Origin of the sequence: Rhodoferax sp. OV413 (genome assembly GCF_900104385.1) — a bacterium.
Classification (GTDB): domain Bacteria; phylum Pseudomonadota; class Gammaproteobacteria; order Burkholderiales; family Burkholderiaceae_C; genus Rhodoferax_B.
Map to the genome: position 1 here is coordinate 283,308 of NZ_FNJA01000002.1, position 13,710 is coordinate 297,017.

Annotated in this window: 16 protein-coding genes; 7 read left to right on the plus strand and 9 right to left on the minus strand. The window is 63.1% G+C overall.

Features of this window, described 5'->3' with window-relative positions:
• Positions 1–62: 62 nt before the first annotated feature.
• Together BLT66_RS08730 and BLT66_RS08735 are read right to left on the minus strand one after the other, a co-directional pair.
• Entirely contained in the window at positions 63–1,118 is a 1,056-nt protein-coding gene (locus tag BLT66_RS08730; RefSeq protein ID WP_092757302.1) for a porin, read from the minus strand.
• Positions 1,119–1,306: 188 nt separating this feature from the next.
• The gene (locus tag BLT66_RS08735) at positions 1,307–2,089 is read right to left on the minus strand and encodes a FadR/GntR family transcriptional regulator (RefSeq protein ID WP_092757303.1); all 783 of its coding nucleotides are present in this window, start codon (positions 2,087–2,089) and stop codon (positions 1,307–1,309) included.
• 186 nt (positions 2,090–2,275) lie between these two features.
• Here BLT66_RS08735 and BLT66_RS08740 point away from each other — a divergent pair, with 186 nt between their 5' ends.
• The 7 genes from BLT66_RS08740 to BLT66_RS08770 all read left to right on the plus strand — a co-directional run bounded on the left by BLT66_RS08740 (position 2,276) and on the right by BLT66_RS08770 (position 9,609).
• The gene (locus BLT66_RS08740) at positions 2,276–3,430 is read left to right on the plus strand and encodes a mandelate racemase family protein (protein WP_092757304.1); all 1,155 of its coding nucleotides are present in this window, start codon (positions 2,276–2,278) and stop codon (positions 3,428–3,430) included.
• A gap of 60 nt (positions 3,431–3,490) precedes the next feature.
• Positions 3,491–5,098 carry an ABC transporter substrate-binding protein gene (locus BLT66_RS08745; RefSeq protein ID WP_092757305.1) on the plus strand — a complete coding sequence of 536 codons (1,608 nt, stop codon included), beginning with the start codon at positions 3,491–3,493 and terminating at the stop codon, positions 5,096–5,098.
• Positions 5,099–5,143: 45 nt separating this feature from the next.
• Complete coding sequence (locus BLT66_RS08750) at positions 5,144–6,160, plus strand: ABC transporter permease (protein WP_255406847.1); 1,017 nt, start codon at positions 5,144–5,146, stop codon at positions 6,158–6,160.
• Positions 6,161–6,174: 14 nt separating this feature from the next.
• Positions 6,175–7,059: an ABC transporter permease gene (locus tag BLT66_RS08755; RefSeq protein ID WP_255406848.1), complete on the plus strand. Its 885-nt coding sequence runs from the start codon at positions 6,175–6,177 to the stop codon at positions 7,057–7,059.
• 6 nt (positions 7,060–7,065) lie between these two features.
• Entirely contained in the window at positions 7,066–7,929 is an 864-nt protein-coding gene (locus BLT66_RS08760; protein ID WP_092757307.1) for an ABC transporter ATP-binding protein, read from the plus strand.
• 19 nt (positions 7,930–7,948) lie between these two features.
• The gene (locus BLT66_RS08765) at positions 7,949–8,698 is read left to right on the plus strand and encodes an ABC transporter ATP-binding protein (RefSeq protein ID WP_092757308.1); all 750 of its coding nucleotides are present in this window, start codon (positions 7,949–7,951) and stop codon (positions 8,696–8,698) included.
• Positions 8,699–8,832: 134 nt separating this feature from the next.
• On the plus strand, positions 8,833–9,609 hold the full coding sequence (locus BLT66_RS08770; protein ID WP_092757309.1) for a hypothetical protein: 777 nt from the start codon (positions 8,833–8,835) through the stop codon (positions 9,607–9,609).
• Between the two features lie 479 nt (positions 9,610–10,088).
• Here BLT66_RS08770 and BLT66_RS08775 read toward each other — a convergent pair whose 3' ends face one another.
• From BLT66_RS08775 to BLT66_RS08805, 7 genes are read right to left on the minus strand one after another with little or no spacing between them, the layout of a single operon-like run.
• Positions 10,089–10,583, minus strand: a complete 495-nt coding sequence (locus tag BLT66_RS08775) for a hypothetical protein (RefSeq protein ID WP_092757310.1) — start codon at positions 10,581–10,583, stop codon at positions 10,089–10,091.
• Between the two features lie 56 nt (positions 10,584–10,639).
• Entirely contained in the window at positions 10,640–11,242 is a 603-nt protein-coding gene (locus tag BLT66_RS08780) for a hypothetical protein (RefSeq protein ID WP_092757311.1), read from the minus strand.
• 55 nt (positions 11,243–11,297) lie between these two features.
• Positions 11,298–12,101 (minus strand): DNA adenine methylase, encoded by an 804-nt coding sequence (locus BLT66_RS08785; protein ID WP_092757312.1) that lies wholly within the window; start codon positions 12,099–12,101, stop codon positions 11,298–11,300.
• Complete coding sequence (locus tag BLT66_RS08790) at positions 12,085–12,324, minus strand: Com family DNA-binding transcriptional regulator (RefSeq protein ID WP_369821587.1); 240 nt, start codon at positions 12,322–12,324, stop codon at positions 12,085–12,087. Before BLT66_RS08790 ends, BLT66_RS08785 begins: the two co-directional genes overlap by 17 nt.
• Positions 12,325–12,381: 57 nt before the next feature.
• Positions 12,382–12,741, minus strand: coding sequence for a hypothetical protein (locus tag BLT66_RS08795; protein ID WP_092757314.1), 360 nt, complete (start codon positions 12,739–12,741; stop codon positions 12,382–12,384).
• A gap of 8 nt (positions 12,742–12,749) precedes the next feature.
• Positions 12,750–13,193, minus strand: coding sequence for a DUF7338 family protein (locus BLT66_RS08800; protein ID WP_092757315.1), 444 nt, complete (start codon positions 13,191–13,193; stop codon positions 12,750–12,752).
• 47 nt (positions 13,194–13,240) lie between these two features.
• Positions 13,241–13,708, minus strand: a complete 468-nt coding sequence (locus BLT66_RS08805; RefSeq protein WP_092757316.1) for a hypothetical protein — start codon at positions 13,706–13,708, stop codon at positions 13,241–13,243.
• Positions 13,709–13,710 lie beyond the last annotated feature (2 nt).

Genomic DNA, 13,710 nt, shown 5'->3' on the forward strand with positions numbered 1-13,710 from the left:
TAACGGTTTCAGCACATGGTTTTGCGCCCCGCCGCTCCCTGCGACGGCTCTCTATGCCGGTGTCAGAACTTGTGCGTCACGCCCACGCCAAAACGCGAGGCGTCCAGCGAGACGCTGCCATCGGCGCGCTCGGTCTTGAGCTGGCGGAAGGCGGTGTAGAAGCGGGTGCGCTTTGACACGTCGTAGGTTGCCATCAGGCTCAGGCCGTGCGCATCGACCACCTTGGTGCCGGCGCTGTTTTCGGTGACCGCACTGGCGTAGCCGATGGCCACGGTGGCGGCGCCAAACGGAGCGTCCAGGCCCAGTTCCCACTCTTTCGAGGTCTGGTGACCGGCGATGCGCTCGTCGGTCTGCCGCTGGAACGCGCCGACCATGTTCATCGGGCCGAAGTTGTAGTTGCCCGCTACCAGGTGGAAGCGGTTCTTGCCGTTGGCGAAGTTTTCTGTCTGGTAGGAGTAGCCGATGCGGGCCGGGCCTTGCGCGTATTTGGCGTGGGCACTGACCATGCGCGGGTTGGCCGTGGCGGTGGACGCGCCTTCGCTGGCGCTGGTGCTGACCGAGCCGCTGAACGCGCCAAACACCGGGGTGATGTACATCACGGTGTTGTTGCCGCGGGCCAGGTAGTCGCTGCCGGTCACGGCGGCCAGGCCGTTGCCAGCGGTGGTGCCGGCACCCCAGACCTGGCCGGTCGATGCAAAACCTGACGAATCGTAGAGGTGGTTGGTCGAGCCGCGCAAGGCGTCGAACGCACCCAGCATGCGGCCTGCACGCAGCTCGCCGAAATCGCCCGATAAGCCCACGTAGGCCGCGCGGTTGAAGCCGATGTTCGAGTTGGAGACCGTGGACACCGTGCCGTTGTCGATGCTGATGCCTTGCTCCAGCACGAAATTGGTTTTCAGGCCGCCGCCCAGGTCTTCGGTGCCGCGCAGGCTCCAGCGGCTGGCTTGGGCGCCGCCGCTATCCACCACGAAACCGGTTCCAGGTGGTGTTACGCCCACCTTGTGGTGGGTCTGGCCGACCCAGGCATCAACGATGCCGGACAAGGTCACGCTGGATTGGGCCGAAGCGGCACCGGCAAAGGCACCGACAGCCAGCACGGCGAGTAGTTTGGATTGCATGGAAACGGGTCTCCTCAGGTAGTCATAGGGATTTATCTGTCATACGTCAGTCGTCAGACGAGATGGCGCATGGTAAGAAAGAGATCGCCGTCATGGCATCGGTGAAAACCCGAGGAAAAGCCGGTTTTTAAGCCGGATGGGGGCAGGGTCCGCGCTTTTGCCGCGGGCCGGGCTGACCGGTTGGCTGGCTATTGGCTGTGGTTGCCGCTGTCGTTGCTGGCGCGCATGCGCTCGCGGCTATTGCTCAGATGCATGAACATCGCGGCCCGCGCCGCGGCTGCGTCGCCGCGGTGGATGGCATCAAAAATCGCCTCGTGCTCGCGCTGGGTGATCGCCTTGCCACTCTCCAGCATGGGCTGGGCTTCGCCAAAGCGCGCGCCGGGCTTGCTGTCGCCGGTCGGGGTGTCGGGTGCGGTATCCGGGGCCGGCCGGGGAATCGTCGCATTGCCCAGGCTGCACAGCACTTCCTCGAAGTACTCGTTGCCGGTGGCAGCGGCGATCTGCACATGGAACTGGAAGTCGGGTTCGGTGGTGCTGCCGCCGGCGCGGCGCTGGGCGTCGAACGCGTCCAGCGCAGCGCGCATGGCCACCAGATGCTCTTCGCGGCGGCGCACCGCCGCCAGGCTGGCGGCCTCGGATTCGAGGCTGATGCGCAGCTCCAGCATGGCCAGTTTCTGGCGTACCTGCACATTGCGGGAGCCTATGGCCAGCAAGGGTTCGGGCGCGGCGGAGGCCAGTACAAAAGTGCCCACGCCCTGCCGGGTTTCGACCAGGCCGCTGGCCTGCAGTCGCGACATGGCTTCGCGCACCACCGTGCGGCTGACGCCGAATTCCTGCATCAGCCCGGGCTCGGACGGCACCCGGTCGCCGGGCTTCAGGGCGCCACTGTGGATGCGCTCGGAGACGCCGTCCACCACCCGCTGCGGCTGGCTTTTGGTCCGCGTAGGATGTTCTGGCAGCGTGGTGCTCATGGTGTGGTGGAGGCTGTGGGAGAGTCGGCAACTATAACGCGGTGGCCCCTCCCACCAGACGACTGATGCCAGTGTTTGCTGTGTTTGTAAAAAAGAGTTTGACAAGGGTTTATACCCATATAGCCCGTCTGACGTGTTGCATAAAATTCATTCCAGTCTGACGACCGATGACATAGAAAGAGTCTTATGAAAATTGCAAGCGTACGTGGCACCGAATTCACCTTTCCCACCCGCCGTTCGGTGGATGCCGCCGGCCATTCCCACCCCGGCCCCGAGGGTCTGGGCAAGATGGCCTTGCTGACCATCACCACCGACGAGGGGCACAACGGCTATGCGTTTGCACCGCCAGAAGTGATCCGTCCGCACGTGTTGGAAGCCTTTGTGCGCAAAGTGCTGGTGGGCCAGAACCCGTTCCAGCGCGAGCAGCTCTGGCATGGACTCGAACATTGGCAGCGCGGCAGTGCCGGCCAGCTGACCGACCGCGCGTTGGCCGCTGTCGACCAGGCCCTGTGGGACCTGGCTGGCCGCGCGCTGGGCCAGCCGGTGTACCGCCTGATCGGCGGCTACCGCGACAAGGTGCCGGCGTACGGCAGCACCATGTGCGGCGACGAGCTGCCCGGTGGCCTGTCGACACCCGAGGAATACGCGGCGTTTGCGGTCCAACTGGTGGAGCGCGGCTACAAGGCCATCAAGCTGCATACCTGGATGCCGCCGGTATCGTTCGCGCCCAGTGTGTCTATGGACATCAAGGCCTGCGCAGCGGTGCGCGAAGCGGTTGGCCCGAACATCCCGCTGATGCTGGACGGCTACCATAACTACAGCCGCATCGATGCGCTGACCATAGGCCGGGCGCTGGAGAAGCTGAGCTTCACCTGGTTCGAGGAAATGATGAACGAGCAGAGCATGGCCTCGTATGCCTGGCTGGCCGACCAGCTGGACATCCCCATCGTCGGCCCTGAAAGCCTGTCCGGCAAGCACCACAGCCGTGCCGACTGGGTCAAGGCCGGCGCTTGCGACATCCTGCGCGCCGGCGTGCCGGGTGTGGGCGGTATTTCGCCGACCCTGAAGGTGGCGCACCTGGCCGAGTCCTTTGGCATGCAGTGCGAGGTGCACGGCAACGGCGCTGCCAATCTGGCGGTCTGTGCAGCCATTAAGAACTGCCGCTGGTACGAGCGCGGCCTGCTGCACCCCTTCCTGGACTACGACGAAGTGCCGGCCTACCTGAACACCCTGGCCGACCCGATGGATGCCGACGGCTATGTGCATTTGTCGCAGCTGCCGGGCCTGGGCGAAGACATCAACTTCGGCTACATCGAAGCCCACACGCGCAACACCTACTAAGCCACTACCAAGCGGCCAAAGACTGCCGCGCGGCACCCTATCCACCTTGAGGAGACACCCATGAACCACACAAAGCGCTTGCGCCAATGCGCTGTAGCCCTGGCACTCGGCGCCCTCGGCGCGGTGGCGCAGGCCAAGACCCCGGACGACCAGCTGATCGTCGGCTTCAGCATGAACAACCTGCTGTCGCTGGACCCGGCCGCTGCCACCGGTAACGACGTGGTGGAAATTGCCGCCAATCTGTACGACTACCTGATCGAGCTCGACCCGCAAGCCACCAGCAAGATGCTGCCCGGCCTGGCCGAGAGCTGGAAGGTGTCTGCCGACGGCCGCAGCATCAGCTTTGTGCTGCGCAAGGGCGTGAAATTCCAGTCGGGCAATGCGCTGACGGCGGACGACGCGGCCTGGTCGCTGCAGCGCGTGCTCAAGCTGAACCTGGCCATGGCCTCGCCCTGGAAGAGCTATGGCTTCAGCGCGCAGAACGTCGACAAAGCCATCCGCGCCACCGACGCCAACACCTTGGTGATCGACCTGCCCGAAGCCACCGACCCGAAGATGGTGCTGTACACCCTGGCCACCTCGGTCAGCGCGGTGATCCTGGACCGCAAGAAGGTCATGGAAAACGAAAAGAACGGCGACCAGGGCGCCGCCTGGCTGACCACCCACGCCGCCGGCTCCGGCCCGTTTGCGCTGGCCGACTGGCGTGCCAAGGACGCGCTGCTGATGAACCGGTATGACGGCTACTGGCGCGGCCCGGCCAAGCTCAAGCGGGTCATCATGCGGCACATGACCGAATCCCAGTCGCTGCGCCTGATGCTGGAGCGCGGCGACCTGGACGTGGCCTCGGGCATGTCGGTGCCCGATGTCGAGTCCATGAAGAAGAACGCGGACGCCGTGGTGCAGCCGGTGCGCCGCGGCACGCTGTACTACGTGGCGGTCAGCATGAAGGACCCCAAGTTCGCCGACAAGCGCGTGCGTCTGGCCATCCGCAACCTGATCGACTACGACGGCATCAACACCACCGTGATGCCCAACTACGGCATACCGCAGCAGCGCCCGGTGCAGATGGGCCTGCCCGCCAGCCTGCCCAGCCCCGGCTACAAGCTGGATGTGGCTGCCGCCAAGAAGCTGCTGGCCGACGCCGGTTTCCCGAATGGCTTCAAGACCAGCATCCGCGTGCTGGCCGACCCGCCTTTCATCAACATCGCCACCAACCTGCAGGCCACGCTGGCCAAGGCTGGCATCGAGGCCAGCGTGCTGTCCGGCACCGGCAACCAGGTGTATGGCGCCATGCGCGACCGCAGCTTCGACATCATCGTTGGCCGTGGTGGCGGCGGGGTCGAGCCGCACCCGCATTCCAGCCTGCGCGCCCTGGTCTACAACCCGGACAACAGCGACGCCGCCAAGCTGACCAACTTCCAGGGCTGGCGCACCTCGTTCTTCAGCCCCGAGCTGAACCAGCTGATCGAAAAAGCCGAGGTCGAGCGCGACGAAGCCAAGCAGACCGCCGACTACCAGGAAGCCCAGAAGCTGTACGACAGCCAGGTTGGCGCGATCCAGCCGATCTCGCAGATGGTGGACACGGTGGTGCTGCGCAAGGACGTGCGCAACTACCTGGGCCACCCCTCGGCCACGACCCGCCTGCGCGAGGTGTACAAGCAGCGCTAAGGCGCCAGCTCTACATCCCAGGTTCGATTCCATGGAGATTTGCTCTTGACTACCTCTAACGTACGCGCTCTCGGCCACCGCTTGCTCAGCGTGCTGCTGACCCTGCTGGGCCTGCTGCTGCTGACCTTTGTGATCGGCCGCGTCATGCCGCTGGACCCGGTGCTGTCCATCGTTGGCCCGGATGCCGACCGCTCCACCTACGACCAGGTGTACCAGCAGCTGGGCCTGGACCGGCCGCTGCCAGTGCAGTTTGGCTACTATCTGCGCGACCTGCTGCAGGGCGACCTGGGCAACGCCTTGCTCACCGGCCACAAGGTCACCGACGACCTGGCGCGCGTGTTGCCGGCTACCGTGGAGCTGGCCACCATGGCCATCCTGCTGGGCACCGGCCTGGGCGTGCCGCTGGGTGTGTATGCGGCCACCCGGCGCGGCCGCCTGGCCGACCATGTGGTGCGCGTGATCAGCCTGTTTGGTTACTCGACCCCGGTGTTCTGGTTCGGCATGATGGGCCTGCTGGTGTTCTATGCCTGGCTGGGTTGGGCCGGCGGTGCTGGCCGGGTCGACCTGGCCTTTGACGGCCTGGTAGCGCCGCGCACCGGCCTGCTGCTGCTGGACGCGGCGCTGGCTGGCGAGTGGGAGGTGTTCCGCAGCGCGCTCAAGTTCCTGGTCCTGCCAGCCTGCATTTTGGGCCTGCACTCCATGGCCTATATCAGCCGCATGACGCGCAGCTTCATGCTGGCCCAGCTGTCGCAGGAGTACATCACCACGGCCCGCGTCAAGGGCTTGTCGGAGCGCGGCGTGGTCTGGGGCCATGCGTTCCGCAACATCCTGGTGCAGTTGCTGACTATCGTGGCCCTGGCCTACGGCGGCCTGCTCGAAGGCGCGGTGCTGATCGAAACCGTATTCGCCTGGCCCGGCTTTGGCCAGTACCTGACCAGCAGCCTGCTGCTGGGCGACATGAATGCCGTGATGGGCTGCGTGCTGGTGGTGGGGGTGATCTTCGTCACGCTGAACCTGCTGTCCGATGCCCTGTACCACGTGTTTGACCCGAGGACCCGCTGATGGCTGCCCTGACCATGACCCCTACATTCCCATCCACGCCCCAATCCACCGCCCAGGCGCTGCGCCAAAGCCTGCGCCGCGGCGCCCAGCGGCTGCTGCACAACCCGATGACGGTTGCCGGCCTGCTGGTCGTCGTAGCCCTGATGCTGGTGGCCTTGTTCGCCCCGCTGATCGCCACCCACAACCCGCTGGAGCAAGACCTGGCGCAGGCGCTCCAGGCGCCGTCCAGTGCCCACTGGTTCGGCACCGACGAATACGGCCGCGATGTGTTCAGCCGCCTGGTGCAGGGCTCGCGCATCTCGCTCTACATCATCGCCCTGGTGACGGTCATCGTCGGCCCGGTCGGGCTGGCGGTTGGCAGCATCTCGGGCTACTTTGGTGGCTGGGTGGACAACCTGTTCATGCGCGTCACCGACATCTTTATCTCCTTCCCCAGCCTGGTGTTGGCACTGGCCTTCGTGGCCGCCCTAGGCCCGGGACTGGACCACGCGGTGATCGCGATTGCGCTGACCGCCTGGCCGCCGATTGCGCGGCTGGCGCGGGCTGAAACCCTGTCGCTGCGCAATGCCGACTACGTGGTCGCCGCCCAGCTGCAGGGCGCATCCTCGGCCCGCATCCTGCTGCGCTACATCGCGCCCATGCTGTTGTCGTCGGTGGTGGTGCGTTTGACCATGAACATGGCCAGCGTGATCCTGACCGCCGCCGGCCTGGGCTTCCTGGGCCTGGGCGCACAGCCACCCATGCCCGAATGGGGCGCGATGATTTCCAGCGGCCGGCGCTACATGATGGAGTGCTGGTGGCTGGTCGCCACGCCCGGCGCCGCCATCATGCTGGTCAGCCTGGCCTTCAACCTGTTGGGCGACGGCTTGCGCGATGTGCTCGACCCCCGCAACGAGTAAACCACCATGCACAACGCTTCCTCTTCATCTTCACTTACGCACCAGCTGCAGGTTGAAGACCTGCACATCCGCTTCGCTACGCCCGACGGCCCTATGCATGCGGTGCGCGGTGTGTCCTTCAATATGTCGCGCGAAAAGCTGGCCATCGTCGGCGAGTCCGGTTCGGGCAAATCGACGGTCGGCCGGGCCCTGCTCAAGCTGCATCCGCGCAGCGCCAAGATCGAAGCCTGCAAGCTCGCCTTCGACGGCATCGACCTGCTGGACGCCAGCCCCAAGACCATGCAGGCCATCCGCGGCAAGCGCATGTCGATGATCATGCAGGACCCGAAGTATTCGCTGAACCCGGTGGTGCGGGTCGGCCAGCAGATCGCCGAAGCCTATCTGGCGCACAACAAGGTGCCGCGCGCCGAAGCCTATGAGCGCGCGCTGGCCATGCTGGAGTCGGTGCGCATCCGCGAGCCGCAGCGCGTGTTCAACCTGTACCCGCACGAGGTGTCGGGCGGCATGGGCCAGCGCATCATGATCGCCATGATGCTGATCACTGAACCCGAAATTTTGATCGCCGACGAGCCCACCTCCGCACTCGATGTATCGGTGCGCCTACAGGTGCTGGCCGTGCTGGACGACCTGGTCAGCCAGCGTGGCCTGGGCCTGGTCTTCATCAGCCACGACCTGAACCTGGTGCGCCATTTCTGCGACCGGGTGCTGGTCATGTACGCGGGCCGGGTGGTCGAAAGCATCGCTGCCGCCGACCTGGATAACGCCCAGCATCCGTATACCCGCGGCCTGCTCAGCGCCCTGCCCAGCCTGGACCAGCGGCGCGTGCGCCTGCCGGTGTTGCAGCGCGACCCCACCTGGCTGACTGCCTGATAACGCCAAAGGACACACCATGATCGATGTCAACGCACTGCACCTGGCCTTTGGCGCCGTCAAGGTGCTCAACAACGTGAACCTGCAGGTGCAGGCCGGCCAGTCCTTCGGGCTGGTGGGCGAGTCCGGTTCGGGCAAGACCACGGTGCTGCGCTGCCTGGCCGGCCAGTACATGCACTGGGACGGCCAGCTGCGGATTGCCGGCCACGCGCTGGGGCGCAAGCTGGACCGCGCGCGCTGCCGCGAGGTGCAAATGGTGTTCCAGGACCCCTATGGTTCACTGCACCCGCGCCACACCATCCACACCGTGCTGGCCGAGCCGCTGCGCATCCACGGCATGGACCGCGAGCGTGAACGCGTGGAGAGCATCCTGGCCAAGGTCGGGTTGAACAGCAGCTACCGTTTTCGCTACCCGCATCAGCTGTCGGGTGGCCAGCGCCAGCGCGTAGCGATTGCCCGGGCTTTGATCCTGGAGCCGCGCGTGCTGCTGCTGGACGAGCCGACCTCGGCCCTCGACGTGTCGGTGCAGGCTGAAATTTTGAACCTGCTGGCCGACCTGCGCGAGCGTGACGGCCTGACCTACCTGATGGTCACCCACGACCTGGGTGTGGTCGCGCATCTGTGCGACCAGGTGGCGGTAATGCAGCACGGCAGCATCGTCGAAACGTTGACGACCGAGGCGCTGTGCAACAACGCCGCGCAGCATCCCTATACCCGCATGCTGGTCGATTCCAGCCGCTCGTATAGCCGGGATATGGCCGAGGCCTAGGCGCCGACAGTGGTGGAGCGAAGGGTGCTGCCTGCTATTCATTAAATAGCGGGTGGTGCAGATAACATATGCGCTGCAGGCTGTGCAGCCATTGACCTTTAGCCTCTTATGCATCCACCTTCAAAATCTTGACCATGGTATTGACATCCGCCGGCCAGATCTTTCTCGCCAGCAGCGCGGCGTTCCTCGCCGCCGCCGTGTGGGTCGCGCGGCGCGTGTCGCAGCGCATGCGACCGGGGGAGGGCACCAGCAAGCTGCTGGTGCTCATCATCTTTGCCGTGATTGCCTTGTTCGTACCCTTCAGCTACTGGACCGGGCAAGCGCTGTACTCCCTGGCCACCAAGCCCAGTTACAGCGCTACCGTGGTGGGCCACACCTCGGAATACCGCGACTACGAGGAAAAGGATTCCAACGGCCGCACCGTGAGGGGCCAGCGCTTGATGCACACCGCCCAAGTGCGGTTTACCGGGCCGGCAGGTGAGCTGCTGGAGTTACCCAACTCGGTGGCGTCGGGCGACGTCCCGGTTGAAGGATCGCAGCTGACCGTGGTGTACACCCCGGGGGACCGGATTGCCACCGAACTCAGCGCCCGCAGCGTGGGCCTGTGGCTCGCGGCCGGCGTCATGCTGTTCATCCTCGGCTACTGTTTGTGGGCCATGGTGTGGTACGGACTCGGGCACCCGATGGAGGGGGTGCATGCCTTCGGCATGGCCTTCCTGTTCCGCTTTTTTCTGCCGGGCGTCACCTTGCTGATGGTGCTGGCTCTGGGTTACCCGGCGATCAAGTATTTCGTTTTGGGCAACCCGGACGACTATCCGCTGTGGGTGGCCTGTTTATGCACCCTGTTTACGTTGGCGCTGCTGCCACTGTTGGTGTTGCTGTTTACACGGGACAAAGGCCGGCGTGGGTAAGCGGAGGGCTTGCTTTTGGGCAGGCCGATGGGGCTTGAATCTTGGGGTTGGTTGGTGACACTGGCATGGTCGGCCGGGATATGCGCCCGGCAGCGCAGTGACTTTCTTTCGCGTCGCCGAAAGAAAGTCACCAAAGAAAGGGCGAGCCGAAGTCGTCGTCCCTGCGCTGCGCTCCGGGCACGCTGCGTTGCTCGGTCTGGTCGGGGTCCCGCTCGAACTCGGCCTACGGCCTCAGACAATCGCGGGCCCTGATCCGTGTAAACGCCCGCGATATTGGAGCATGAGGCCCACAATCGTGGAGCAAAACACATAACTTGTTGGCACCAAGTTATCCACAACTAGTTCACAAGCGTCAAAATTCCGCTTGAAAGTCAGTTTTAAGGGGCACCGGCAGGGGATAGGAAAGTGAATGTGACGGCAGCAAGAGTCCGCTATGGGCCCGAAGCGGAAGTTCATGCTGGCGAAATGCAGACCTTCGCTTAGCCCACATACTTTGGCCAATCGAGAGTGGGATGTTCAATGCAGTAACGAAGTGCCTTCGTCAGTCTCTCTAGCGTCAGACGTTGATTTCCGTCACCAGACAGCGAATCGTTGGATTGCTTCGCGAGCCAGTCGACAAAATCGCTTTCACTCTCCATTTTGATGCGCTCACCAGCAGAACGGCCAGGCCATTTCTCGTTCTCGTATGAAAAATCGCTTGGTGTCACAAGTTCGCCGTCTCTCACTTCACCATAGATGAAAAAGTTTTCGGCATATCTCAAACCAAGGCCGCAATACTCCTTGTGACTGAATCGAATCTGCAGACCTTGCTTTAAGTGCGATGCAATCGCCTGGGCAAGCGCACTACCAAACGGTTCAGTGGAGTTGGACACAACACCAACTCGCCGTGAGCGCCAAATGAAGTAAGCGACGACCGCCGCAATTATTGGCAGGGGGCAGAGGAATAGAACTAACTCCCACCAAGTTGGTTGCATCTACAGTCCTCAGAAAAGGTTCAAGTGAATGTCAGGTATTGGCCGACTGCCGTTGGTCAGACATTTGAGCCAAACCACTGATGACGCGCTCGGCGCAGGAATTCTTTCAAGTTCAGGCCGCTCGCTCCCAAGTCTCCGAGGTAGAGTATGTAGCCGGATTGTTTGGCCGCCAAGGTCAGAGGTCCGGCTTTACCCCTCTTCTCGTTCGTTAAAACGATGGCGTCGAAGGAGCGCACCCCAAGCGATGCATCCGCTTGGTTGTGGTGAAGGCCTGATTTGCGCTTGGGCTTGCCGTCTAGGTGAGCTCGTACGTCTTTATCGGCGTACCACTGGCGGTCCTTACTTGGTTGAAAACCACCTTGGCCGAAGCCGAGATTGACCTGGTGTTTTGAAGGCGTGCCATCACTTTCATATGTCCTGAACCCAAAGTTGCCGGTGGTGCGAACACCGCTTTGAGCAATGCTCTCATGGATGAATTGCTTCAGTGGTCGTTTATCGGAACCGTCTTTGCCATCATTTGGGGTTTCCGATAGCTCAATCTCAACCTCACGAGTGATGTAGAGCATATATTCATCCGGTGGGAACACGTCACGCATTACTACGTGAGTATCAAACAGGTAGTTCCAAGCGCAACTATCAATGTACACAGGGGTTGTCATGAAGTTCTCCCTTGCAGTTGTTCGTCACTCCAGTCTAGGCAAGCTTCCAACGGTATCAGAAGTTCCTGATCACCAGCTCCCCCGTCGCCTTCCGCGCCGCGCCCACCGTGTAGGTGATGGCCAGGCGCTTCATGGTCAGGCCGGCGAAGGCCTGGCGCATCTCGGGGATGTCGTTCACGCTGACGATGGCCTTGCCTTTCATGGTGCGCAGCAGCTCGGCCATGCGGGTGTACTCCTCGAGGCCGAACTCCACGCCGTAGCCTTCAGTACCGTAATACGGTGGGTCCAGGTAGGCCAGGGTGTGGGGGCGGTCGTAGCGCTGCAGGCAGGCGTGCCAGTCCAGGTGCTCGATGGTGACCTGGTGCAGCCGTAGGTGGACGGCGCTGAGCTCCTCTTCCATGCGCAGCAGGTTGAGGGGCGGCCTGGTCGTAGTGGCGGTGCCGAAGTTCTGGCCGTCGACCTTGCCGCCGAAGGCCAGGCGCTGCAGGTAGTAGAACCGGGCGGCGCGCTGGATATCGGTGAGCGTGGCGGGTGGGGTGGCCTTGAGCCAGGTGTACAGCTCCCGGCTGGCCAGCGCCCACCGAAAGTGTCGAATGAACTCGTCCAGGTGGTGCTGGACCACCCGGTAGAGGCGCACCAGGTCGCCATTCACGTCGTTCAGCACCTCCACCTTGGCCGGGGGCTTCAGAAAGAACAGCGCCGCAGCACCACAGAAGGGTTCCACATAGCAGCTGTGCTCCGGGAACAGCGGCAGGATGTGCGGCGCCAGGCGCCGCTTTCCACCTATCCATCGCACCATCGGCTGGGCCTGTAGGTCGTTCGAATTGTCAAAGAGCTTTAGCTCACCTTTTTTCGCCATTGTTGCTTTCAACATTTGACGCTCCAAGGCGTGCTGGTGGGGGGCTCTGGGCTCTCCACACGTTCAAAGTCCCGCAGCGCGGGCATTTGATTTCTAACCTCAAAAACTCGCCTACTGCCAGCTTTTTGCTGCAGTGGCCACATCGCATTTCTTCCATATCGGCATCGCATATGATCGCCCGGCCTGTACAGGTGGCAGGGTCTTCGGCTGATGCCGTGTGCATTCACGGCGGAGGCGGGTGGAGCGGGTGTTGACGCACCCAAACCACTCGCCCTGTTTTTTACGTTTTAGGGCCGTCCGCCCTGGCTGTAATCAACACCCAATTCAACAAGTGGCCACCTGTGCGGTTCTTGAACTGGAAGGCGACGTCGACCTTCGACAGCTTGCCGCGCATCAGGCGCAAATGCGCATCGGAAACCGATGCATAAACGTACTTCAAACCCTGTTGCTGGAAGGCCTCCAGGCCCTTCTCTGCCACGTTCTCATAGAAGCCGGGCCCGAGCAGGCTGAACAGCACCGCCACCTCGCCCATGCAGAAGATCTGCACGCCACCGGCCGGGTTGATCGTGCCCCGGCGGTCGAAGAACAGCGCGGATAGCAGGCGCGTGATGAAAACCGGGTCGTTGGTCTGTTCGGTCACGGGCGGGCCTATGCCTTGGTGATGGTGAACACTGGCACGGCCAGGAATGAGCTATCCAGCAACTTGTAGATGCGGTAGCCGGCTTTGAACTGCAGCCGCCCGCCTGCCAGCGGATAGCGCAGCCACCACAGGCCACCGCGTTGGTAGTAGCCGGGCTCACCTGGCCAGTATGCGGAGGTGGGCAAACCGAACTGCGCGGCGAAGCCGTGCCCACGGTTGCGCAGGCCAAGCCAGTACCAGGAGCAGAGAAACCGGCCGTAGCGCTGGTAGATAGTTTCGACGTTCGGCTCGTACAGGCCACCAGGTAGGCGCTCATCTGGCGTGTTGAGCCATGCAAAGCAGGCTGGCAAGTCGCCGCGCACGGCCAAGTGCAAACCATTTTGATCCAGAGTGGGCTTGCTGTCCCAGCGCGCGAACAATAGGCCGATAGGCACCAGGAACGGAGCGAGCAAGGCGAACAGGTGGATTAGTAGCGCAATGGCTATGGGCTTGAGGTACCTCACTGCGGAGCCTCCGGCAGCATGGCCAGCAGCTCGGCCGTGGTGGGCTCGGACAAGCTGCCCGCCTCCCATTGGGCCAACAGCTCATACGACTTCTGCCAGGTCAAATCCATCCAGGTAGCGAACGCTACGCCCTCGGCGTGGTACGGACCTGGATAGGCTGCCCGCAACGCTGCATTGACGATGTTGTCATAGCCCTTGGCCTTGGCCGCCGCATCCAAATATGCAGAGATGGCCGCTTTGAACGCCCCTATGCGCTGCTGTACCAGCTCGGCCTCGGTCGGCGCGATAGCCGCCAAAATCACCACCCTGCCATTGACCAGGTCTAGCGTTTCATCGGGCTTGCGCGCCAGGGCGGCCAGGTAGTCCTCCTCTGGCACTACCTGTACATCTTCGGGCAAGCCATCCCCATAGTTTTCGGACAGCGGGTAGAAGCAGCGGGTTGTTTTTGAGAAGCGGGTATCCATTT